Raw genomic sequence first — 22,242 nt, forward strand, 5'->3', positions numbered from 1 at the left:
TTTCCAGCAATATATCGGTTCATCAGACAAAGTTGAAGGATCGATATGTCGTTGCAAGCACTGTACGCACAAATTGCGCAGCAAGAATGGATTGAAATGCCGACAGGCTGGGAGCAAGGGAGAACCATCTACGGCGGACTTGCGGCTGCAGTCATGATGCAAAAAGCCGTGGTAACAATCAATGATCCTGCTAAACGTCTGCTGAGTACCAGTGTGACTTTTGTTGGCCCGGTACAGGAAGGCAAAGCACGCCTGACTGAGGAAATTCTGCGTGAAGGCAAATCGGTCACTACCATCGAAGTGCGTCTATGGCAGGATGACGCTGTTCAAAGCATTCTGATTGCCAGTTTCGGCGTAGCGCGCGATTCTAGCATTCAGGTACATCAGGAAATCCAGGCTCCGGATTATGCTCCTCCTGAAATCCTGTTCCAGATTCCTGCACAGTTCAAGCTTCCAAAGTGTTTTGATCATTTTGAACTCAGATGGGCGGATTTGAATCTGCCGTGCAGTTCAAGTGTACGTCCTGATTTTGAAGGCTGGTGCCGCTTCCATCCAGATCAACATTCTGACCGTGAATTTCAGTTAGCTGACCTGATGGCCATTTTTGATATCTGGCCACCTGGGGTGTTACCGATGTTTCAGACACTGGCCCCGGCGAGCAGCCTGACCTGGACTGTAACCTATGTGCATCCAGTGCAGCATCAGCTACATGATTGGTTTAAATATAAAGTGATTACCGACCATGCGGCTGATGGTTATTCAACAGAACATGCCTATCTGTGGGATGCAGAAAATCGGCTGATTGCGATGGCCAGACAGACAGTGACGGTGTTTGCCTAGTGACACTTCAAGTCAATTCGTATAAAGTGAAGCGTATTAATGATGGATTAAACCTCGAAAAAAGTGTGCATTTTCATCGTACATGAGGGGAACAATTGGCGGTGTCTATGACTACAGGTCGTATCCTGAATATTCCAAATATCTTGACCTTGGCTCGTATTATCCTGATTCCGGTTTTTTTATTGGTCGCATATTGGCCACCGGCAATGGGATTTAATGAAACCAGTCCTGATGTGACTCGGCATATTATCTTAACGACAATTTTTGTAGTGGCTGCAGTCACTGACTGGTTTGATGGTTATCTAGCGCGTACTCTGAATCAGACGTCTGCTTTTGGTCGCTTTTTAGATCCGGTTGCAGACAAGTTGATGGTCGCTGCTGCACTCATTGTATTGGTACAATGGCAACCTTCAGTTTCTATGGCTTTTGCAGCCATTGTGATTATTTCACGGGAAATTACAGTTTCAGCTTTACGTGAATGGATGGCTGAACTTGGTGCGCGTACCAGTGTGGCGGTGTCTACAGTGGGTAAATACAAAACCGCGTTTCAGATGATTGCGATTACAGTATTTCTGCTGAACTGGCCACCGCTAGAAATGCTGGCTTATGCGTTGCTATATACAGCTGTGGTACTGACCTTATGGTCGATGTTTATTTACCTAAAAGCAGCTTGGCCATATCTGAAACAGCCTTAATCAATAAAAGCTCCTTAAAAGGGGCTTTTTTTATAGCTAAAAATAGAGAATATAAAAATAACAGGCAAAAAAATACCCAGCCTTTGGGGGAAGAACTGGGATGAAATCGGGGGTATTTCTCAGTTATTATTATAGTTATTCAAAGATATCTCATCTTCTTGCTAGTCATTATAGGGAGCGCCTTACACAAAATCATGTGGTTTCTTGTAGCTGAATGTTGTGTTTTGTGAGAGCAATGTATACAGAATTTACAATTGATTATTTTGATACAAATCTGATTGCTTTTCAGTAAGATAATAGCTGCTTAAATTTAAAAAACACGGTAGGAAAATGACAGGTTTTAAGCCTGTTTTTTAGCTCAATAATTTTCGATTTCATGAAAGTTAGAATAGTTTTTAGAGTGCTTTTAAGAGAAATAGAATATCTATAGAAAAAGAATACTCGAGGAGTCTCTTGCCAGGTATTTAACTCATGTTCTGGTGAAGAAATAATTTTCAAATTAAAAAGGGAATTCTTTTTATAGGTTACTTTTTTTATGGCATTCGAAGTGATACCTTTCGCTTAATTTACGTAAAAGAAAAGCTTGAGCTTAGATAAAAAAATTTCCATGTAAGGAGTTTTTTATTCTATGAACTCATAGCTGCTTGTCTTGCGTAATTTTTAGAGCAGTACTCTTTCCAATAAAAAAAGAGCCTTAAAAGAGACTCTTTTTAAATGCTTGCCTACGCGGACTTTGTCCTTGTCTTGCGTAAAAAAGAAAAGCAGTGCTTTGTTTTTTACTCAGGCTTTAGCCCTTCAGCTTTTTCCAATGATTCATCATTGTTAAAGAACTTCTCGCGTTGCTCTTCAAGGAACTTTTTCGCATCCGGTTCAAACACGTTTAAACGCTTTTCATTGATCAGCGTGGTCTGGTGTTTCAGCCATTCTTGCCAAGCCTGTTTAGATATCGTATCAAACAGTTCCTGACCCTTTGCACCCGGGAATGGTGCAAAGTCTAAACCTTCCATTTCTTGTTGATACTTACGGCAAAAAACTTGTCGAGACATATCAATACTCCAATTTAAAGCGAAAGCAATTAAGCGTAAAGTTTCTCTAGGCGAGCATGCGCACGTTCGATCGCAGCTTCAACCTGTGCAGGTGCAGTACCACCAATGTGATTACGTGCATTCACAGATGCTTCTAAAGTCAGGGCTTTTTCAAATACATCTGCCTGAATCAGATCAGAGAACTGTTGCAGTTGCTCAAGTGTTAGTTCAGACAGATCTTTACCTTCCTGTACGCCTAGAGCTACCGCTTTACCCACAATTTCATGAGCATCACGGAAAGCCACGCCATTTTTTACCAGATAATCTGCCAGGTCAGTCGCCGTTGAGAAACCGCGAAGTGCAGCTTCACGCATGATTTCAATATTTGGAACCAATGCAGGAATCATGTCAGCGAATGCCACCAATGAACCACGAACGGTATCAATCGCGTCAAATAATGGCTCTTTATCTTCCTGGTTATCTTTGTTATAAGCAAGTGGTTGACCTTTCATTAAGGTCAATAGGCTCATCAGATCACCATATACACGGCCGGTTTTACCACGGATCAGTTCAGGTACATCCGGGTTTTTCTTCTGTGGCATGATCGAAGAACCAGTGCAGAAACGGTCTGGAATATTTACGAACTTGAACTGAGCCGATGTCCACAGGATCATTTCTTCAGACATACGTGATAGGTGCATCATAATTAAAGATGCCGCAGCATTGAATTCGATACCAAAATCACGGTCAGAAACGGCATCTAAAGAGTTTTCAGCTACAGCTTCAAAACCTAGAAGCTCAGCGGTATAAGCACGGTCAATTGGGTAAGTCGTACCTGCCAGAGCAGCAGAACCGAGTGGCATACGGTTAACACGTTTACGGCAATCAATCAGACGCTCAGAGTCACGTACCAGCATTTCAAACCAAGCCATTAAGTGATGACCAAAAGTCACTGGCTGTGCAGTTTGCAGATGGGTAAAACCTGGCATGATGGTATTGGTATTTTTCGCTGCCAGACCCAGGATGCCTTTTTGCAATTTTTTCAGTAATTCCAGGATCGCATCGATTTCATCACGTACATACAGGCGGATATCTGTGGCAACCTGGTCATTACGGCTACGGCCCGTATGCAATTTTTTACCGGTAATGCCGATACGCTGAGTCAGGCGCGACTCAATGTTCATATGCACATCTTCAAGGTCAATGCGCCATTCGAAGTTACCTGCTTCAATATCTGCTTTAATGGCAGTCAGACCTTCGATAATGTCATCACGTTCCTGTTCGGTCAGTACGCCAACTTTTGCCAGCATAGTTGCATGTGCAATCGAGCCTGCAATGTCTTGTTTATAAAAACGTTGGTCAAATTGAACAGATGCTGTAAATTCAGCAACAAAAGCATCAGTCGCTTCAGAGAAACGACCGCCCCACATACCCGAAGTCTGGGCTTGTGATGGATTTGAGGAATTAGAAGATGTGGTCATGTCGGCTCAATCAGATTAAAAGCAGTAGAACGAAAAAGAGTATAACAAATTCAAAGCCCGTTGCCGAAGTCCAAGTCGATCAATCTTTTACATCTCCGACTGGATCAGCGCAAAGCTCCTATTTTTTTAGCCAGATTGGCAAGCTGCACTATTTACTGGAAATGTTTATTGGCGGCAATGTGCTGGCCATGGTCTTGGCCTTGGCAAAAGCACAATCCTGGCAAGCGCTCAATCTGGCAGATCTGCTTCAATATATGCTGTATATCAACTGGATACTGTTATGTTTTGCAGCGCTGGTCGAGCTTTTTCATCAGCATTTTCAGCGCATGGGGATTAAGCTGGCATTAATCTGCGGATTTCTGCTGTTGCAGGCGATTGTTTTGGTAACTACGACCAGTCTGAATGTACTGACTTATTTTGGCAGTAATTTGAATTTTCAGGGACTGAGTCTGGCAATCGCACTGGAACAGGTCGGCCTACATCTGAGTTTTGGTATCCTGTTAGGTATGTTCTGTTTTCGCTATTTGTATTTGCGTGAACAATGGGCGCAGCAGCAGCACAGTGAATTAAATGCACGGATTCAGGCCATGCAGGCTAGGATTCATCCGCATTTTCTGTTTAATAGTCTCAATAGTGTAATCAGCCTGATCAGTATCGACCCGGACAAAGCCGAACAAATGTTGCTGAATTTGTCCCGTTTATTTCGGGCCAGTTTTCAGGAATTGAAACTGGTCAAATTGCAGGAAGAAATTGAACTCTGCCAGCGCTATCTGGAGATTGAACAGATTCGTCTGGGAGAGCGTTTACAGGTCGAATGGAAATTAGAAAACAAAGACTTATACTCACAAGTCCAAATTCCATTATTGACTTTACAACCCCTAGTGGAAAATAGTATTTTCCATGGAGTTGAAAAAATTTTGACAAAGAGTACCATAAGCATATTGATTGAAATCTTGCAAAATCAAATTAATATCATCATAACAAACCCTTATACGCAGGATAATAAAACATTAAAAAAGGGACATGGTATTGCAATTGAAAATGTCAGACAGCGTCTGGAAGCTTATTACGGACCTACGATGACGTTTCAGACTTTCGCCGGTGGAGGGGTGTTTACCACGGTTGTGCAATATCGCTATAAATAAAAATAAATCAAGGAAATCACAGTTAACTTATAATCAAATGAATAATGTTGACTGGATTAAGGAGGAGAAATGGACGTCCTGATTTGTGACGATGAGCCTTTGGCTGTCGAGCGACTATCACGTTTAGTCTCTCAACTGGGGCATGATGTGGTTGCAACAGCTACACATGGTCGTCAAGCAATTGATCTGGCTCATCAGCATGAACCTGATGTCATCTTATTAGATATTCAAATGCCTGAAATGGATGGTTTGACCTGTGCGCAGCATTTGCGTCAGCTCGACCCAATGCCGGCTATTGTCTTTTGTACGGCCTATGACCAACACGCGCTGGATGCATTCAAGTCTAATGCAGACGGCTACCTGCTTAAACCGGTGATGCAACAGGAATTGGCACAGGTTTTAGAGCATTTAATTAAACTTACCCAAGCTCAAATGAGCCAACTAAAACAAAAAGAAAATATGGAAGAAATCAATATCAGCCGCCATCAAATTGCGGCAAAGACCTATCGCGGGGTCGAATTGGTGCCAGTTGAAAATATCTATTATTTTCTGGCGGATCAAAAATATGTGACTGTACGCCATAAAAACGGCAGTGTCCTGATTGATGAAACCCTGAAGGAGTTGGAACAGGAGTTTGGACATCAGTTCATCAGGATTCACCGTAATGCACTGGTTTCGGTTCACTATCTGGAAGGCTTGGAAGTGGTAAGTTCCGGCCAGTATCAGGTGCGTTGTCGTGAACTGGAAGAGCGTCTGGCGGTCAGTCGGCGTCATTTGCCATTCTTGCGGGAACGGATTCAGAAACTCTAAACGGATCAATGAGTTCGTCTGGAACAGCATTGAAACATGCATAAATTCGCTTGCATTTTCAAGTGAGCAGGTTAAGTTTAGACTATTATTCTCATTGACTGTTTATTGAAATTTATGAAGACCCTAAAAATTGCTACTCGACAAAGTCCACTTGCGCTCTGGCAGGCGGAACATATCCGTGCACGCTTACAGGACCTGCATGCTGGACTTCAGGTCGAGTTAGTCACTTTTGTTACACAGGGCGATAAAATTCTTGATACGCCATTGGCTAAAATTGGCGGTAAGGGCTTATTTGTAAAAGAATTAGAAGCAGCCTTACTAGATGGCCGTGCCGATCTGGCAGTCCATTCAATGAAAGATGTCCCGATGGCCTTGCCTGAAGGCTTATCTTTGGCAGTTATCTGTGAACGTGAAGATCCACTGGATGCTTTTGTCTCAAATACTTATGCCAGTTTCGACGAATTGCCTCAAGGTGCCAAAGTCGGAACTTCGAGCTTGCGCCGTAAAACGCAGATTTTAAAACAGCGTCCGGACCTTGAGATTATCGATTTACGCGGTAATGTCGGTACACGCTTATCCAAACTGGATGCAGGTCAGTATGATGCAATTATTTTAGCCAGTGCCGGTTTAAAACGCTTGGGCCTTGCAGATCGTATTCGTCATAGTATTGTGCCTGAAGTAAGTTTACCCGCAGTAGGACAGGGTGCATTGGGCCTGGAATGCCGGAGTGGAGATCAAGCGGTATTAGATTTAATCCAGCCTCTATTACATGCAGAAACTGATGCGTGTGTCCGTGCCGAACGTGCCTTTAATGCCTATCTGGAAGGTGGCTGTCAGGTGCCAATCGCAGGCTATGCCACTTTAAACGAAGGTGTCATTTCGATTGAAGGCCGGGTCGGTAGTGTAGATGGCGCAACTTTGCTACGTGCACAGCAAAGCGGAAACATGGCAGATGCAGAGCAATTGGGCGTGCAGCTGGCCAAAGCTTTGCTAGATCAGGGCGCAGGCGAGTTATTGAAAGCCCTTTATTCAAAATAATGTTGTTCATTAATACCCGTCCGAGTGATCGTGCTGCAAATTTAACGCAAGCCCTACAGACAGCGCAGATTCCGGTGATAGAGTTGCCCTTGCTAGAACTGGTACAGCAGCCTTATAAGGATGAGCTGGCCAGTTTGTTTAGGCGGCTACCCCAAGCAAAACTGATTGTCGTCGTGAGTCCGAACGCTGCCCAGATTGGCATGCAATATTTGCAGCAGGCAGGTCTATCATTGCATGATCTTGGAAGTATCCAGTGGGTCGCTGTAGGTAAAGCTACCGAGCAGGCTTTAGCAAGCTACGGTATCCAGAGTTATGTGCCTGATGTGGAGACTTCGGAAGGGATGCTGCAATTGCCTGTACTGCAGCAGTTAGCTACCGGATCAACCGTCGCTTTTTGGCGAGGTGAGGGTGGGCGTCAGTTTATGATGCAGCATTTAAAGGATCAGCAAATTCATATATTGAATTTCATTTTATATGATCGTCAGTGTCCGCCAGTTGCTTCTAAGATATTAGCTAAACATTTGACGAGTCTTGAAGCTAATCCTTGTTATGCAGTCTTGGTCAGCAGTGAAGCGAGCTGGCTTAACTGGCTAGCCTTGATGCAGCCTTATCCGCATCTCATCAATCGGGCATTGTATTTGGTTTTAGGGCCACGTTTGGCTGCCATGCTTGGGGAATATCAACAGCAACATCAGGCTGGTTTTCAATTCGCTCAGTTAGAGGACTTAAGCGGATCGACGATTTTGCAGCAGCTACTGATGTACTAGGAAACGCATGAAAAAATTATTCATTGTTTTTTTCATCTTGAGCTTGGCGTGGATTGCCAAGCTGAGCTATGACCTGTTTGGTTTGAATTCAGCACAGACTGAATTGACCCAGAATTTTAAGCAGCTGCAACAGCAGAATACCAATCTGAATGATCAGCTAGTGGCTTTAAAACGTCAGGTTGCTACGAGCCAAGCAGCAAACCCTGAAACACCGAACAAGGGGACAGTTCAGGATACTCCTGTAGCTGATTTGCAGGATGATCTGCCTTTGGTCGAGCAATATCTGGATCTGGTTGAGTTTGCCTTGCAGCAGCAACAATATGCAATGGCTATGGAAAAGTTGAATCAATTATCCAATCAGCTTGAACATCTAGAACTGGCACCTGCTCTTCTGGGTAGCCTGAATCAGGCGATTGACAAGGATCGAGAAGTCCTTAAGCAGTTCATCAACAATCGTTTAGTACAACAGAATAAATTAAAAGAATTACTGCAACAGATTGATGTTGAGATGGAAAAGGAAATCCAGGTGCAGCATCAGCACCGCGCTACATCCCAAAGCTCATTCTGGCAGCGCTGGATTCAGATTGAATCAGTCGAGAAGCCGAGTGCAGTCTTAATGCAGCGTAATCTGGTCTTAAAAGAAGCTCAGCTGCGTTTACTGATTGCAGAAAATAGTGTGCAACAAGGACAACAGGTAGCTTTCCAGCAAGCCCTGAAAAGTGTGATCGAGGTATTGGCTCAACTTCCAGATGTGCAAAGCAAACAATGGATTCAACGACTGGAGCAAATTAAGGCAGCACCTCAGACGCCTACTCCTCAGCTCAATACGCGTACCCTGATCGGTTAATTGCTTATGAAACAGATTTTACTTGCTTATTTACTGGTTGGTTTGTTGGGCTTAGCGATCTTGAGTGTACTGAGCTATGGTTATGGTGCGGGCTATGTGTATTTGTACTGGCGCGAACTACAGATCCAGACCACTTTCTGGTTTCTGGTGGGCCTACTCATCGCAATCAGCTTCCTGATGCATATGCTGTGGTATGCGACCAAACGTTATCTCAGCTTTAAACGGCGTAAACATGAAACGGTATTCAGCTTTGCACGCCTGCATCCTTATGAGCAGTTAGCTGTGGTTTGGTTATTAAATGCTGCACAGGATCAACGGGATTTTATCCAGCAGTCTTTTAATCAGTCGGGATTGCTCAAGCATATTATTGATGCCCGATTATCTTGGGGACAGCAACAATATAGCGAAGCATTGAGTAGTTTAAATCAGTCCAATCCTATGGCATTTGAACTGGCAGAATTACAGCGAATTGAAATCTATTTATCGCAGCAGGATGGTCAGCAGGCATTAACGCATTTAGAATTTTTAAATCAGCATGAGTTATCCCCTTGGTTAAGACGAGTCAAAACCGCTTATGAGCAGCGTTTAAATGCTTTATGGGGGCAATTTGCCTTACAGTTTCCCTGGTTATATTTACGTTCAACCAAATATGGACATTTAGACCAAGAAGTAAAAAAAATATGGCTGCAGCAATTATTAATAGCTTATGACCAGGCCACTGAAGATGATTTAGAATATTTAAAACAACGTTATCTGGATTTAAAACAGGACATATTTAACCGTGACTATGAAGTCAAGCTATTATGGTTGAAACTGTTATTTAGAATACCGGAAATGAGTGTTGAGCATGAAAGCCTTGCTAAACATTTACTGGAACTCCAATTTAATCAGGATGTATTTTATTTATGGTTCCAGCAGCAGTTATTAAAGCAGTTTCCAGATTATGCAGATATTGAGCAGCAGATCTCAGTTTGGGGTGCAAAATATACTGCACTGCCTATATTAAGTTTTGCCAAATGGCATATTCTGCAGGCAACTGGCCGGGTAGAAGAAGCTCAGCAATTGCTGGATCTCTATCCAGATGACATCCGCATGAGCTATTTGAGAATTAAATCTGTATTGCAGGGAAGAGAGGATTTAATACAGCAGTTAAATGCCGTATTTGAATCGAATGTTAATTTTATCGAAATCAGAATTTGAGGAAATAATGTCAGAATTACAACAATATCCGGTGATTTATTCGCAAACTGTTGCATGGGGAGACATGGATGCGTTTGGGCATGTTAATAATGCCACGTATTACCGTTATATAGAAAGTGCCCGTTTGGCTTATTTGGGTAAATTAAATATTTTTGATGAAGATATTTTAACAGTGGTGGCTTCGAATCAATGCCGTTATTTAAAACCTGTAGTTTACCCAGATCAATTAAAAGTGGCGGCACGAATTGATGAAATTCGGAATAGTGCAGTCAGAATGCATTATTTATTATGGAGTGAACAGCAGCAAAGTATCGTGGCTACTTCAGAAGCAGTAATTGTATGTTTAAATAAAAATATGCAGAAAACTGAAATACCTGAAAATATTCGAGAAAAAATAAAATCGCTGGAATTAACTGTACAACATGCCATTTAATATTAGTGTTTCATCTCTAATTTAATGATTAATTTTGTAATGACCTTTAAGTTTATTGTTATACATTTAAAATTTTATATTGAATATTACACTTAATATAAATATGATGGGTCCGTTATTTATTAAAAGAAATAATGCTATTTATTGGAGAACATGATGCCAGACATTACAAATTTATCAGTTGAAGAGTTAAAACGTTTACAAGCAGAAGCTGAGTCTTTAATTGCTTTGAAAAAAGATCAGGAAATTGAAGATGCTTATCATCAGGTATTGGAGATTGCCGATAAGGTAGGCTTAACGATTGAACAGCTTCTTGAATTTGGTGCTTCTAAACGTAAAAAAACTGCACGTAAGTCTGTAGAGCCACGTTATCGCAGTAAAAGCAATCCGGAAGACACCTGGACTGGTCGCGGTAAACAGCCACGCTGGTTAGTTGCTGAATTAGAGAAGGGCGCAAAACTGGAAGATTTTGTAATCTAATCCTTCTGCCTTATTATTCATCATCAGGTTATTTACAAACGGCCTGTGATTGATCAGCCAAGCACATCCTGCTTGGTTTTTTTATGCCTATGAATTGGCGTCAGAGAAAAAGTGTGCATAATGTGATTATAAAATGACAAAACTATAAATTTAGGGGTTTCGATTGGATAGGTTGGTCGTGGCGGGATGAGCAATAAGCCGAAAACATTAAAATGGTTGATATTTGCAATTCTAGCCTTTTTTGTCTTTGTAATTCTGCAAGTTCCTGCAGCTTGGTTAATTTCAAAATTTTATAAGAATAATCAGGTCTTACATAATGTTAGCGGGAATATCTGGCAGGGAAGTGCGGACTGGAAAAAAGGTAATCTTCAGGGAAGTCTGAACTGGCAGGTTCGTCCTTTGGACCTGTTGTTGCTGAGATTAGGGGCGAATATTGATCTGCATAGCGGTAATACCCAGTTTTCGGGTGTGATGGGCTATGGTCTGAATAAAACTTTAACCGTCAAAAATCTTGAGGGACAACTTGCACCTGAAACTTTAAAGAAGATAGCTGACTGGCAATGGCCAACCAACCCGATTCAGTTTAAAGAACTTGATTTTAAATATAAAAAAGAGCAAGGCTTTAGCCATGTAGATGGCCAGATGCAGTGGAGCGGTGGTGAGCTCATTTACACGTTTGCCCAGCGTCAGGAGCGTATGAATGTGCCAGTTCTGAGTGGTCAGCTATCCGATGAGAATGGTCAGTTGCTGCTGGACGTGCGCGACAATCGCGATCAACGTATGTTGAGTATTAAACTGGATCCAAGCCTGATGCTGGATATTCAACTGACACAGCGCTTTTTACTCAATACCCCTTCTTATACCGGTAAAGCTGGACTGGATACTTATGTGATTAGTACCCGTCAGCCTTTAATGGGGGGCTTCAACTGATGGCAAGCCCACTTGATTATTTTAAAAATATTGATTTGAAACAGACAGAGCGTATCGCTCCAATTTTACTGTTTCTGCTGATTCTGTATTTATGCTGGAAATTGGCTGCTTTATTCTGGCTTCTGGTGGCTCCACCACAAGCGATGCAGATTGATCAGGTAGAACTGGGGTCACAACAGGCTCAAGTGCCGAACATTAGTGCCTTTTCACTATTTCAGGAAAATACTTACGCAACGAATACTGCTGAAACTGCCAATATTGTCTTGCAGGGGGTTGTGGTAGCGAGCCCAAGCTATAACTCTTCAGCAGTCTTGAAAATTAATGACCAGTCTGACCGTTATCGGGTCGGAGAAGTATTAGGGAATAGCGGTTTTACGCTGGCTGAAGTGTATTGGGACCGGGTGATTTTGCGTAAATCAAGCGGTGCTACCCAAGAAATCCTGTTTAAAGGGTTGGAAAATGGTTTAAACCAGCCAATCGTGCCGGATACCTCAGCAGCATCTTCAAATTCGATGCCTCCGACACATACGGAAAGTGATATGCCCGAACAACCTTCGCCACAGAGTGAAATCAATCGAGCCATCCAGCAGATGCAGGAAAATAAGGACCAGTATTTACAGAATATGGGGGTAAGTGCAGCAGAGGGTGGTTATGAAGTCACTTCACGGACACCGGCTGCACTGCGTAATCGCTTGGGATTAAGACCGGGAGACCGGATTTTGTCTTTGAATGGTCAGACCCTGTCACAAGGACAAACCGAAGCACAGTTACTGGAACAGGCTCGACGTGAAGGTCAGGTCAAACTCGAAATAAAACGTGGTGATCAGGTGATGACCATACAACAGGATTTGAAGTGATGTGTCATCACGCATAGGGTTAGGAAACACAAAAGTTTATGGCTTTATTTAATAATAATCGATCAGCATGGGCATTCTGTGTGGCCGCACCATTGGTTGCTATGGTCAGTACGGCAAGTTATGCGCAAACCTGGAAAATCAATCTTCGGGATGCAGACTTAACCGCATTCATTAATGAAGTGGCGGATATTACCGGTAAAAATTTTGCGGTAGATCCCCGGGTTCGAGGCAATGTCACGGTCATTTCCAACAAGCCACTGAATAAAAATGAAGTTTATGACCTGTTTTTAGGGGTCTTGAATGTCAATGGTGTAGTGGCCATCCCTTCAGGAAATACCATCAAATTGGTTCCAGATAGTAATGTCAAAAGCTCCGGGATTCCTTATGATGCACGTCATCGTGCGACTGGTGACCAGATTGTCACACGTGTGATCTGGCTGGAAAATACCAATCCGAATGACCTGATTCCGGCCCTGCGTCCATTGATGCCACAGTTTGCTCATTTGGCTGCTGTTCCAGGTACCAATGCACTGATTGTGTCGGACAGGGCGACCAATATCTATCAGCTGGAAACCATCATCCGTAATCTGGATGGCACGGGTCAGAATGATATTGAAGCCATTAGTCTGCAATCCAGCCAGGCCGAAGAAATGATCGAGCTGATTGACTCTATGGCAGCAACTGGTGCAGCTAAAGATTTGCGTGGTTCGCGGGTGCGGGTCATGGCAGATGTGCGTACTAACCGGATTCTGATTAAGGGTGATCCGGCGACACGCAAGCGCATTCGTCAGATTATTGAAACGCTGGATGTGCCTGCAGCAGACCGTCTGGGTGGCTTAAAAGTCTTCCGTTTGAAATATGCCAGTGCCAAGAATCTTTCGGAAATTTTGCAGGGATTAGTGACAGGGCAAGCAGTCAATACTGGTTTAGATAATTCTTCTTCTAGTTCGTCTTCATATAATCCGACTAATAACCTGAATAACAACAGTACTACTAACTCAAACAGCTCAACCGCATCCAATATTCAGCTCAATACTGGCATGAAAACCGAGCAAGGCGGGATTAGCAGCTTTAATGCCAATGGCGTCAGTATTATTGCGGATGCCACGCAGAATTCTCTGGTGGTTAAAGCAGACCCGCAACTGATGCGTGAAATCGAATCTGCCATTGATCAGTTAGATGTACGCCGTCAACAGGTTCTGATTGAAGCTGCAATTATTGAAGTAGAAGGGACAGATGCGGATCAGTTGGGTGTGCAATGGGCCCTGGGTGATATCAGCAGCGGAATTGGTCTGATCAATTTTGATAATTTTGGCACCAGCCTGAAAAATATTGCAGCGGGTTATCTTACTGGCGGTGGTACGGGTGCAGCGAGTACCGTAGGCGCAGGCAGTTCGCTAGTGATTGGTGATTATCGTGAAGGCAGTGATGGTTCACGCCGTTTATACGGCGCGATGATTCAGGCCTTAAAAGAAACCACCAAGTCTAATCTGCTGTCTACACCGTCGATTGTGACCATGGACAATGAAGAGGCTTACATCGTTGTCGGTGAAAATGTACCCTTTGTGACAGGTTCAGTTTCTACAGGAGCCGCAGGTGTTGCTAATCCTTATACCACCATTGAGCGTAAAGATGTCGGCGTAACCTTAAAAGTCGTGCCGCACATTGGTGAAGATGGTACGGTACGTCTGGAAGTTGAACAGGAAGTTTCAGATGTAAAAGCCAATAAGGGTCAAGCGCAAGATCTGGTCACTAGCAAACGTGCGATCAAAACCTCGATTCTGGCAGAACATGGACAAACGATCGTATTAGGTGGCTTGATTTCGGACAATACCAGTTATGGACGCCAGGCAGTACCAGGTCTGGGAGCAATTCCAGGGGTGGGACGTTTGTTTCGCTCAGAAGGTAAGTCTAATCAGAAACGTAACTTATTGATCTTTATCCATCCAACGATTGTGGGAGATAGAAATGAAGTGCGTAAACTGACGCAGCAACGTTATGGTCAACTCTATAGCCTGCAATTGGCACTCGATTCAGACGGTAATTTTGCCAAGCTACCGGAAAGTGTTGAAGATGTGTATCAACAGCGTATTCCAGTTTCCAAGACACCACTGACGAATTCGTCCTACCAGAATGTTCCGAGTGCGCCAACGCCGTCAGCCTCAGTAGTGGCTACACCGGTAGCAATTGAGCCGGGGATTCAGCGACAAGTGGTAGAGCAGCCAGTCCAGCAGGTTGAAAAAAGTAGAAATACCGTTACAACAACCACACTTAGACCCAAAAGCTAGACCATTCGCATTTGCATACAGCATGTTATGATAATGTCAAAGAGAATAGAGAAGTAGATTTCATGATTTGGAAAATACAGGCAATTACCGACGATTTGACCGGACAGGAAATAGCGATTGACCGTGACATGCTGGTGGGGCGTCATCAGGCGGCTGATATTGTGCTGCAGGCTGCGGAAATCTCGCGTAAGCATGCTGCTTTTCTACTGAAAGACGATGCACTGTGGGTACAGGATCTAGGCTCATCTAATGGCACTTTCGTGAATGACTTGCGTATTGAGCAGGAAACGCGATTAAAACAAGACGATGTAGTCCAGTTTGCCAGCTTGAAATTTCTGGTTTTTGAACCTGTAGCGCCTGTTGAAGTGGCGCCAGAAGTTGAAGAAACAGCAGAGCAAGTGGTTGAAGAAATCGAAACGGTTGAGAAAACCCCTGCCCAGCAGATGAATGATCAGGGTATTCCAGAATTGAGAGAGCGTGGTGCTTCAGTCAACTTGACCCGTGATGGTATGCCGACCAATGTAGGTATCCCAAAACCTGCGCCTATTGCTGAGGGTGTAGACCTGAGCTCAGTTAAGCCAGAACCAGCCCCAATTCCGGTGGAACAGCCTGTTTCTCGTGTAGAGCAGGAAAAAGAAGCACAGAAAAATGCATCTATTGGACTGATTTCACTGATCGTTCTGATTATTTTGGCGATTATCGCTTGGGTGTTGTTTAAATAAGCCCATGATTGGTTACAATCGAGGCATGCATCACGCATGCCTTTTTTATGGCTGCAAATAAAGAAAATGAGGGTCAGGATGTCAATTGCACAACTAGAACAACGTAAGCTGATTTTATTCGATCTGGATGGCACCTTGGTGGATTCAGCCCATGATCTGTATCGGGCCATGAATATGAGCCTGAATGTCTTGCAGCTACCACTGGTGACTGAGGAACAGGTACGGGTCTGGATCGGTAAAGGAACGTCCAAGTTCTGTGAAAGTGTACTCCAACATCTGGTGGGAGAAGTATTACCTGCCCAGCATCAGGAATTACTTACGACGTTCCTGGAAATTTATAATGCCGATCCTTGTGTAGATACCAAGCCATTTGATGGAATTATCGAGTTTCTGGAATGGGGTAAGGCTAATGACAAAAAACTGATCTGTGTGACCAATAAACCAGAAGAACCGGCACGCAGTATTCTGGATATCCTCGAAATGGCGAAATACTTTGATGACACCATTGCTGGTGATCGCTTTGCCGAGCGTAAGCCAGATCCGCGTCAGTTGTTGCATTGTGTGGAACATTATGGTGTGACCAAAGATCAGGTGCTGATGATTGGTGATTCGGTCAATGACATTGAAGCTGCGCGCCGTGCGGGTATAGATTGTATTGTAGTCAGCTATGGCTATAATCATGGTGAAAATATAGCAGACTGTGATCCTCAAGAAATTGTCGATGATCTACGTGAGTTGCTTGCTTAAATAAGGTACGAAGGAAATAAGATGAATAGTTGTAAGGTTTTTCGATGGCGTCGCTCAGTCCAATTCCATTTTCATACTGAGTAACTCCAATTTAAAGAGAAAAACCGAATGACAACGTCAGCTCAATTCCAGCAACTTGCATCTCAAGGCTACAACCTGATTCCTGTATACCGTCAGCGTCTAGCCGATACAGATACTCCTTTATCTATCTTTGCCCGTCTGAAACAACACCAACAGGCTTATCTGTTCGAATCTGTGGAAGGGGGAGAGAACTGGGCGCGCTATTCAATTATCGGTTTGGGTGAATCTACTGTGTTTTCCTGCAATGCAGGTGAACTCACAGTTCAGCATCCAGATGGCTCGATTGAAAAGCAGCATTGCAGCGATCCTTTCCAATATATTCGTGATTTCCAGAAGCAGTTTAAGGTGCCAACCCAGGCAGAGCTGCCAAGTCTGCCAAGCTTCACCGGTGGTCTTGTCGGTTATTTTGGTTATGACTCAGTACGTTATATCGAACCTAAGCTAAAAAATGTGCCTGAAGCCGATCCTGTAGGCTTGCCAGATATCTGGATGATGCTGTCCAAAACCGTCATCGTATTTGATAACCTGAAAGATACTCTGTTCCTGATTGTACATGCCGATGCAACGGATCCGGCAGCTTATGACAAAGCACAGCAGCAGCTGGATGAGCTGGAAAATATTCTGGCCACACCGGTAAGCCTGAAAGCAGAAAAACATACAGCACCGCATTTTGAGTCTTTAACTGGACATGACAACTTTATTGCCTCCATTGAAAAGGTAAAAGAGTACATTCGTGCCGGAGATGTGATGCAGGTCGTGCCAGGTCATCGTATGGTTTCTGATTTCGATGGTGAGCCTTTACAGGTCTATCGCGCATTACGTCACCTTAATCCATCGCCTTATTTGTTCCTGGTACAAGGGCAGACCCTAGAAAACAATACGCCGTTCCATATTGTGGGTTCTTCGCCTGAAATTCTTTCTCGTCTGGAAAATGGCATTGCGACTGTTCGTCCACTGGCGGGTACGCGTCCACGTGGCAAGACCAAAGAAGAAGATCTGGCACTGGAAAAAGATTTGCTGTCTGATGAAAAAGAAATTGCCGAGCACTTAATGCTGATTGACTTGGGCCGAAATGATGTCGGTCGTGTATCCAAAATCGGTAAAGTACAAGTCACTGATCAAATGGTGATCGAACGTTACTCGCATGTGATGCACATTGTGTCGAATGTACAAGGTGAAGTACGTGATGATGTCGATGCACTGGATGTTTTTAAGGCAACTTTCCCTGCGGGAACACTTTCTGGTGCGCCAAAAATTCGTGCCATGGAAATTATTGACGAAGTTGAGCCAGTAAAACGCGGAATTTTTGGCGGCGCTGTCGGTTATTTAGGCTGGCATGGTGAAATGGATATGTCGATTGCCATTCGTACCTGCGTGATTCGTGAAAATAAGGTCTATGTTCAGGCGGGAGCAGGGCTGGTTGCGGACTCAAATCCTGAGTCAGAATGGAATGAAACCCAAATAAAAGCTCGCGCAGTGATCAAAGCGGTTGAATTATCATCAAACGGATTGATTTTGTGAGTTTTTGGCGTTTTTTTTGAAAAAAACACTTGCACGGATTCTAAGTTTTGCTAAACTGCACACCGTTCCGATACGAAACGTACGAAACACTAGGAAACGCCGGCATAGCTCAGTTGGTAGAGCAACTGACTTGTAATCAGTAGGTCCACAGTTCGAATCCGTGTGCCGGCACCATCTTAGAGAGTTTGGAATGCGAAGTAAAGAACGACACTGATGTAAGTGTAAAAAATGGTGAGGTTCCCGAGCGGTCAAAGGGGGCGGACTGTAACTCCGCTACGAAAGTTTCGAAGGTTCGAATCCTTCCCTCACCACCAATTTTAAGACTTCAAAGTGGTAAGTACCAACATCGTGCGGGAGTAGCTCAGTTGGTAGAGCGGCAGCCTTCCAAGCTGCATGTCGCGAGTTCGATCCTCGTCTCCCGCTCCATTGTTTGAAGTACTAATATTTGCTCTTATAGCTCAGTGGTAGAGCACTCCCTTGGTAAGGGAGAGGTCTCGAGTTCAAATCTCGATAAGAGCTCCAGATTACAGTTTGGCAACGTGGTTGCAAAAATATTTCAAAAGCAGGCTATTTAGTCTGCTTTTCAAGTATTTGGTGTTTGGTTTTTTTTAAACGATATGTCGGAGCTGGGTTTTACTCAGAATTGTGTTCGACGTAAACGAGGAAGATTAACATGGCTAAGGCTAAGTTTGAACGTAATAAGCCACACGTTAACGTGGGCACAATCGGTCACGTTGACCATGGTAAAACAACTTTAACAGCTGCGATTGCAACTGTATGTGCTAAAAAATTCGGTGGTGAAGCGAAAGACTACGCTGCAATCGACTCTGCACCAGAAGAAAAAGCACGTGGTATTACAATTAATACTTCACACGTAGAATACGATTCTCCAACTCGTCACTACGCTCACGTAGACTGCCCGGGCCACGCCGATTATGTTAAAAACATGATTACTGGTGCTGCTCAGATGGACGGCGCGATCCTTGTATGTGCTGCGACTGACGGTCCAATGCCACAAACTCGTGAACACATCCTGCTTTCTCGTCAGGTAGGTGTACCTTACATCGTTGTATTCTTGAATAAATGCGACCTTGTAGACGACGAAGAGCTTCTTGAGCTGGTTGAAATGGAAGTTCGTGAACTTCTTTCTACTTACGACTTCCCAGGTGATGACACTCCTGTAATCCGTGGTTCAGCACTTGCTGCACTTAACGGTGAAGCTGGTCAATACGGTGAAGACGCAGTTGTAGCTCTTGTTGAAGCGCTTGACTCTTACATCCCAGAACCAGAACGTGCAATCGACCAAGCATTCTTGATGCCAATCGAAGACGTATTCTCAATTTCTGGTCGTGGTACAGTTGTAACTGGCCGTGTTGAAACTGGTATCATCAAAGTTGGTGAAGAAGTTGAAATCGTGGGTATCAAAGACACAGTTAAGACTACTGTAACTGGCGTTGAAATGTTCCGTAAACTTCTTGATGAAGGTCGTGCTGGTGAGAACTGTGGTATCTTGCTTCGTGGTACTAAACGTGAAGACGTACAACGTGGTCAAGTACTTGCTAAACCAGGTTCTATCAAACCGCACACTAAATTCGATGCAGAAGTATACGTACTTTCTAAAGACGAAGGTGGTCGTCACACTCCATTCCTTAACGGTTACCGTCCACAGTTCTACTTCCGTACAACTGACGTAACTGGCGCGATTTCTTTGAAAGAAGGCGTTGAAATGGTTATGCCTGGTGACAACGTAGAAATGTCAGTAGAACTAATCCACCCAATCGCAATGGACCCAGGTCTACGTTTTGCGATCCGTGAAGGTGGTCGTACAGTTGGTGCTGGTGTAGTTGCTAAAGTAACTGCATAATCATAGAATAGAAAATAAGCTGGAGTTTCGGCTCCAGTTTATCTACAGGCCAGTAGTTCAATTGGTAGAGCGTCGGTCTCCAAAACCGAATGTTGGGGGTTCGAGTCCCTCCTGGCCTGCCAAGTTTTTTTCAAAAGACGCTTGATGTCGGCAAAACTGGTCATATAATAAGTCGCGAAACCTACGACGAGTACAAAAATGTCGAATGATAAATCACGCGACGCATTAAGCGAAGCGGCAATTCCTCAAAGAAATAATCCTGCTGTAGATGTAAGTTCTAGTTCTCCATTAGACATTGTTCTATGGGTTATCGCCTTGATTTTATTGGTCGGTGCTATGATGGTAAACCAATACTTACCTGCATACTGGGCGCCTGCGAATGATATTTGGGTGCGCGTTGGGGTAATTTTGGCTTGTATCGTTGTGGCATTCGGTTTATTATACGCCACCCATCAAGGCAAAGGCTTTGTTCGTCTTCTTAAGGATGCACGAATCGAGTTACGTCGAGTGACCTGGCCTACCAAACAAGAGACTATGACCACATCTTGGCAAGTCCTTGCTGTTGTAGTGATAGCAGCCATTGTTCTATGGTGCTTTGACTATGTTTTAGGCTGGTTAATGAAGTTTATTATCGGGTAAGAGAGCTATGAAACGTTGGTACATTATTCATGCCTATTCAGGTTATGAAAAACAAGTAATGCGTTCGCTTAATGATCGAATCCAGCGTAGCGCTGTTGCCGATAGCTTTGGTGAAGTCCTTGTTCCTACCGAAGAAGTGGTAGAAATGAAGGATGGCAAGAAGCGTAAATCAGAGCGTAAGTTCTTTCCTGGCTATGTATTAGTCGAAATGGAAATGAACGATGACACTTGGCATATCGTGAAAGAATGTCCAAAAGTGCTGGGCTTTATTGGCGGTACGGCTGAAAAACCGGCTCCAATTACGCAAAAAGAAGCTGATGCAATTCTTGCACGTGTACGCAATACTGGTGAAGCACCGCGTCCTAAGACCATGTTTGAACCAGGCGAAGAATTACTCGTAATTGACGGTCCATTCACTGACTTTAAAGGTGTGGTGGAAGAAGTGCTTTACGACAAGTCACGCTTAACGCTGACTATTAACGTATTTAACCGACCAACTCAGGTTGAACTGGAATTTCGCCAAGTCGAAAAAACAGTTTAATTTGTTCGGGTTGAAAACGCCTGATTTGCGTGCAAATCAGGCATTGTTATTGTAACGGTATCGTTACTTGAAATCATTGGGGAGCCTAGCGGCGTTTGCACCCAGAGGTAATTTGAAATGGCTAAGAAGATTGACGGCTATATCAAGCTGCAAGTTCCAGCTGGTAAAGCGAATCCATCTCCACCGATTGGTCCTGCACTAGGTCAACGTGGTGTTAACATCATGGCATTCTGTAAAGAATTCAATGCTGCTACACAAAAAGTTGAAGCTGGTCTGCCAATTCCAGTCGTGATCACTGTGTACAACGACAAGTCGTTCACATTTATCATGAAAACTCCACCTGCTGCTGTTCTTCTTAAGAAAGCTGCTGGTATCCAAAAGGGTTCTTCTGTACCTAACAAAACTAAAGTTGGTAAGTTGACTCGTGCTCAATTGGAAGAAATCGCGACTACTAAAGAACCAGATTTAACTGGTGCTGATTTAGACGCGCGTGTACGTACCATCGCTGGTTCTGCACGTTCTATGGGCTTGGAAGTGGAGCTATAAGACATGGCAAAGTTAACTAAACGTCAAAAAGCCATTGCTGCTGCTGTAGAAGCACAGAAAGTTTACACTTTAGAAGAAGCTGTAGAAGTTCTTACTAGCCTTCCAGCTGCGAAATTCAAAGAATCTTTGGACATCGCTGTAAACCTGGGTGTTGACCCTCGTAAATCTGATCAGGTTGTTCGTGGCGCGACTACTCTTCCTGCAGGTACTGGTAAAACTGTACGCGTAGCTGTATTTGCTCAAGGCGCTGCTGCTGAAGCTGCGAAAGAAGCTGGTGCAGACGTTGTTGGTTTCGACGATCTTGCTGAAAGCATCCAAGGCGGAAACCTTGACTTCGACGTAGTGATTGCTGCTCCTGATGCAATGCGCGTTGTTGGTAAACTGGGTACGATTCTTGGTCCACGTGGCTTAATGCCAAACCCTAAAGTGGGTACTGTAACTCCTGACGTTGCTACTGCAGTTAAAAATGCAAAAGCTGGTCAAGCACGTTACCGTGTAGACAAAGCGGGTATTATCCACGCTGCGATCGGTCAAGTAGGTTTCTCTGCTGAAGCTGTTCGTCAAAACGTTGAAGCTCTTGTAGCTGACCTTAAGAAAGCAAAACCTGCTACTTCTAAAGGTGTTTACATCCAAAAGATCACTCTAAGCTCTACTATGGGTCCTGGTCTGATCGTTGATGTAGCAAACGTTTCTAAATAAGTTTTAAACTTATACAGAATTTTAAAGCCCTGAGTAAAAATCAAAG

Annotated in this window: 23 protein-coding genes and 5 tRNA genes; 26 read left to right on the forward strand and 2 right to left on the reverse strand. The window is 43.8% G+C overall.

Annotated features, from left to right (window positions below; translation table 11 throughout):
• Positions 1 to 45 precede the first annotated feature (45 nt).
• Together FOC32_RS05705 and pgsA are read left to right on the forward strand one after the other, a co-directional pair.
• Positions 46 to 840, forward strand: coding sequence for a thioesterase family protein (locus tag FOC32_RS05705; protein WP_005232567.1), 795 nt, complete (start codon positions 46 to 48; stop codon positions 838 to 840).
• Positions 841 to 947: 107 nt separating this feature from the next.
• Complete coding sequence (pgsA, locus tag FOC32_RS05710) at positions 948 to 1,535, forward strand: CDP-diacylglycerol--glycerol-3-phosphate 3-phosphatidyltransferase (RefSeq protein ID WP_034580359.1); 588 nt, start codon at positions 948 to 950, stop codon at positions 1,533 to 1,535.
• A gap of 776 nt (positions 1,536 to 2,311) precedes the next feature.
• On the opposite strand, the gene FOC32_RS05715 is transcribed toward pgsA, so the two are convergent.
• Positions 2,312 to 2,581 (reverse strand): oxidative damage protection protein, encoded by a 270-nt coding sequence (locus tag FOC32_RS05715; protein ID WP_005232563.1) that lies wholly within the window; start codon positions 2,579 to 2,581, stop codon positions 2,312 to 2,314.
• 29 nt (positions 2,582 to 2,610) lie between these two features.
• Positions 2,611 to 4,041 (reverse strand): argininosuccinate lyase, encoded by a 1,431-nt coding sequence (gene argH, locus FOC32_RS05720; protein WP_051069682.1) that lies wholly within the window; start codon positions 4,039 to 4,041, stop codon positions 2,611 to 2,613.
• Between argH and FOC32_RS05725 the strand changes: the two genes are divergently transcribed.
• The 24 genes from FOC32_RS05725 (at position 4,032) to rplA (ending at position 22,196) form a co-directional block, all read left to right on the forward strand.
• The gene (locus FOC32_RS05725; protein ID WP_175966616.1) at positions 4,032 to 5,186 is read left to right on the forward strand and encodes a sensor histidine kinase; all 1,155 of its coding nucleotides are present in this window, start codon (positions 4,032 to 4,034) and stop codon (positions 5,184 to 5,186) included. The genes argH and FOC32_RS05725 overlap by 10 nt on opposite strands.
• Before the next feature lie 69 nt (positions 5,187 to 5,255).
• A complete protein-coding gene (locus FOC32_RS05730; protein WP_005232557.1) occupies positions 5,256 to 5,996 on the forward strand; it encodes a LytR/AlgR family response regulator transcription factor in 741 nt (246 codons plus the stop codon).
• 114 nt (positions 5,997 to 6,110) lie between these two features.
• Positions 6,111 to 7,034, forward strand: a complete 924-nt coding sequence (gene hemC / locus FOC32_RS05735; RefSeq protein WP_005232550.1) for a hydroxymethylbilane synthase — start codon at positions 6,111 to 6,113, stop codon at positions 7,032 to 7,034.
• Positions 7,034 to 7,801: a uroporphyrinogen-III synthase gene (locus FOC32_RS05740; RefSeq protein WP_005232549.1), complete on the forward strand. Its 768-nt coding sequence runs from the start codon at positions 7,034 to 7,036 to the stop codon at positions 7,799 to 7,801. The genes hemC and FOC32_RS05740 overlap by 1 nt, the downstream gene beginning before the upstream one ends.
• Before the next feature lie 7 nt (positions 7,802 to 7,808).
• Positions 7,809 to 8,648, forward strand: coding sequence for a hypothetical protein (locus FOC32_RS05745; RefSeq protein ID WP_005232548.1), 840 nt, complete (start codon positions 7,809 to 7,811; stop codon positions 8,646 to 8,648).
• A 6-nt stretch (positions 8,649 to 8,654) separates the two neighbouring features.
• Entirely contained in the window at positions 8,655 to 9,848 is a 1,194-nt protein-coding gene (locus FOC32_RS05750) for a hypothetical protein (protein ID WP_005232547.1), read from the forward strand.
• Positions 9,849 to 9,855: 7 nt separating this feature from the next.
• Entirely contained in the window at positions 9,856 to 10,281 is a 426-nt protein-coding gene (locus tag FOC32_RS05755; RefSeq protein ID WP_005232545.1) for an acyl-CoA thioesterase, read from the forward strand.
• A gap of 153 nt (positions 10,282 to 10,434) precedes the next feature.
• Entirely contained in the window at positions 10,435 to 10,761 is a 327-nt protein-coding gene (locus tag FOC32_RS05760) for an H-NS family nucleoid-associated regulatory protein (RefSeq protein ID WP_104426706.1), read from the forward strand.
• Positions 10,762 to 10,947: 186 nt separating this feature from the next.
• The gene (gene gspN, locus FOC32_RS05765; protein WP_005232542.1) at positions 10,948 to 11,691 is read left to right on the forward strand and encodes a type II secretion system protein N; all 744 of its coding nucleotides are present in this window, start codon (positions 10,948 to 10,950) and stop codon (positions 11,689 to 11,691) included.
• The gene (locus FOC32_RS05770; protein ID WP_005232540.1) at positions 11,691 to 12,548 is read left to right on the forward strand and encodes a type II secretion system protein N; all 858 of its coding nucleotides are present in this window, start codon (positions 11,691 to 11,693) and stop codon (positions 12,546 to 12,548) included. The genes gspN and FOC32_RS05770 overlap by 1 nt, the downstream gene beginning before the upstream one ends.
• Positions 12,549 to 12,586: 38 nt before the next feature.
• On the forward strand, positions 12,587 to 14,836 hold the full coding sequence (gene gspD, locus FOC32_RS05775) for a type II secretion system secretin GspD (RefSeq protein ID WP_005232538.1): 2,250 nt from the start codon (positions 12,587 to 12,589) through the stop codon (positions 14,834 to 14,836).
• A gap of 62 nt (positions 14,837 to 14,898) precedes the next feature.
• Positions 14,899 to 15,558, forward strand: coding sequence for an FHA domain-containing protein (locus tag FOC32_RS05780; protein ID WP_005232536.1), 660 nt, complete (start codon positions 14,899 to 14,901; stop codon positions 15,556 to 15,558).
• 78 nt (positions 15,559 to 15,636) lie between these two features.
• Positions 15,637 to 16,305 (forward strand): phosphoglycolate phosphatase, encoded by a 669-nt coding sequence (gene gph / locus FOC32_RS05785; protein ID WP_005232534.1) that lies wholly within the window; start codon positions 15,637 to 15,639, stop codon positions 16,303 to 16,305.
• 108 nt (positions 16,306 to 16,413) lie between these two features.
• Complete coding sequence (gene trpE / locus FOC32_RS05790; RefSeq protein ID WP_005232532.1) at positions 16,414 to 17,907, forward strand: anthranilate synthase component I; 1,494 nt, start codon at positions 16,414 to 16,416, stop codon at positions 17,905 to 17,907.
• Between the two features lie 98 nt (positions 17,908 to 18,005).
• Positions 18,006 to 18,081: transfer RNA gene (locus tag FOC32_RS05795), tRNA-Thr, on the forward strand.
• Between the two features lie 56 nt (positions 18,082 to 18,137).
• Positions 18,138 to 18,221, forward strand: a tRNA-Tyr gene (locus FOC32_RS05800).
• A 36-nt stretch (positions 18,222 to 18,257) separates the two neighbouring features.
• Positions 18,258 to 18,333: transfer RNA gene (locus FOC32_RS05805), tRNA-Gly, on the forward strand.
• Positions 18,334 to 18,354: 21 nt separating this feature from the next.
• Positions 18,355 to 18,429, forward strand: a tRNA-Thr gene (locus FOC32_RS05810).
• A 151-nt stretch (positions 18,430 to 18,580) separates the two neighbouring features.
• On the forward strand, positions 18,581 to 19,771 hold the full coding sequence (gene tuf / locus FOC32_RS05815) for an elongation factor Tu (RefSeq protein WP_004781663.1): 1,191 nt from the start codon (positions 18,581 to 18,583) through the stop codon (positions 19,769 to 19,771).
• 46 nt (positions 19,772 to 19,817) lie between these two features.
• A tRNA-Trp gene (locus FOC32_RS05820) sits at positions 19,818 to 19,893 on the forward strand.
• A 76-nt stretch (positions 19,894 to 19,969) separates the two neighbouring features.
• On the forward strand, positions 19,970 to 20,410 hold the full coding sequence (gene secE / locus FOC32_RS05825; RefSeq protein ID WP_125279593.1) for a preprotein translocase subunit SecE: 441 nt from the start codon (positions 19,970 to 19,972) through the stop codon (positions 20,408 to 20,410).
• Between the two features lie 7 nt (positions 20,411 to 20,417).
• Positions 20,418 to 20,951, forward strand: a complete 534-nt coding sequence (gene nusG / locus FOC32_RS05830; protein WP_005232530.1) for a transcription termination/antitermination protein NusG — start codon at positions 20,418 to 20,420, stop codon at positions 20,949 to 20,951.
• Positions 20,952 to 21,068: 117 nt separating this feature from the next.
• Positions 21,069 to 21,497 (forward strand): 50S ribosomal protein L11, encoded by a 429-nt coding sequence (gene rplK / locus FOC32_RS05835; protein WP_004781668.1) that lies wholly within the window; start codon positions 21,069 to 21,071, stop codon positions 21,495 to 21,497.
• Between the two features lie 3 nt (positions 21,498 to 21,500).
• Positions 21,501 to 22,196: a 50S ribosomal protein L1 gene (gene rplA, locus FOC32_RS05840; RefSeq protein ID WP_004781669.1), complete on the forward strand. Its 696-nt coding sequence runs from the start codon at positions 21,501 to 21,503 to the stop codon at positions 22,194 to 22,196.
• Positions 22,197 to 22,242 lie beyond the last annotated feature (46 nt).

The organism is Acinetobacter sp. FDAARGOS_724, from assembly GCF_013364475.1.
Taxonomy (GTDB): domain Bacteria; phylum Pseudomonadota; class Gammaproteobacteria; order Pseudomonadales; family Moraxellaceae; genus Acinetobacter; species Acinetobacter variabilis.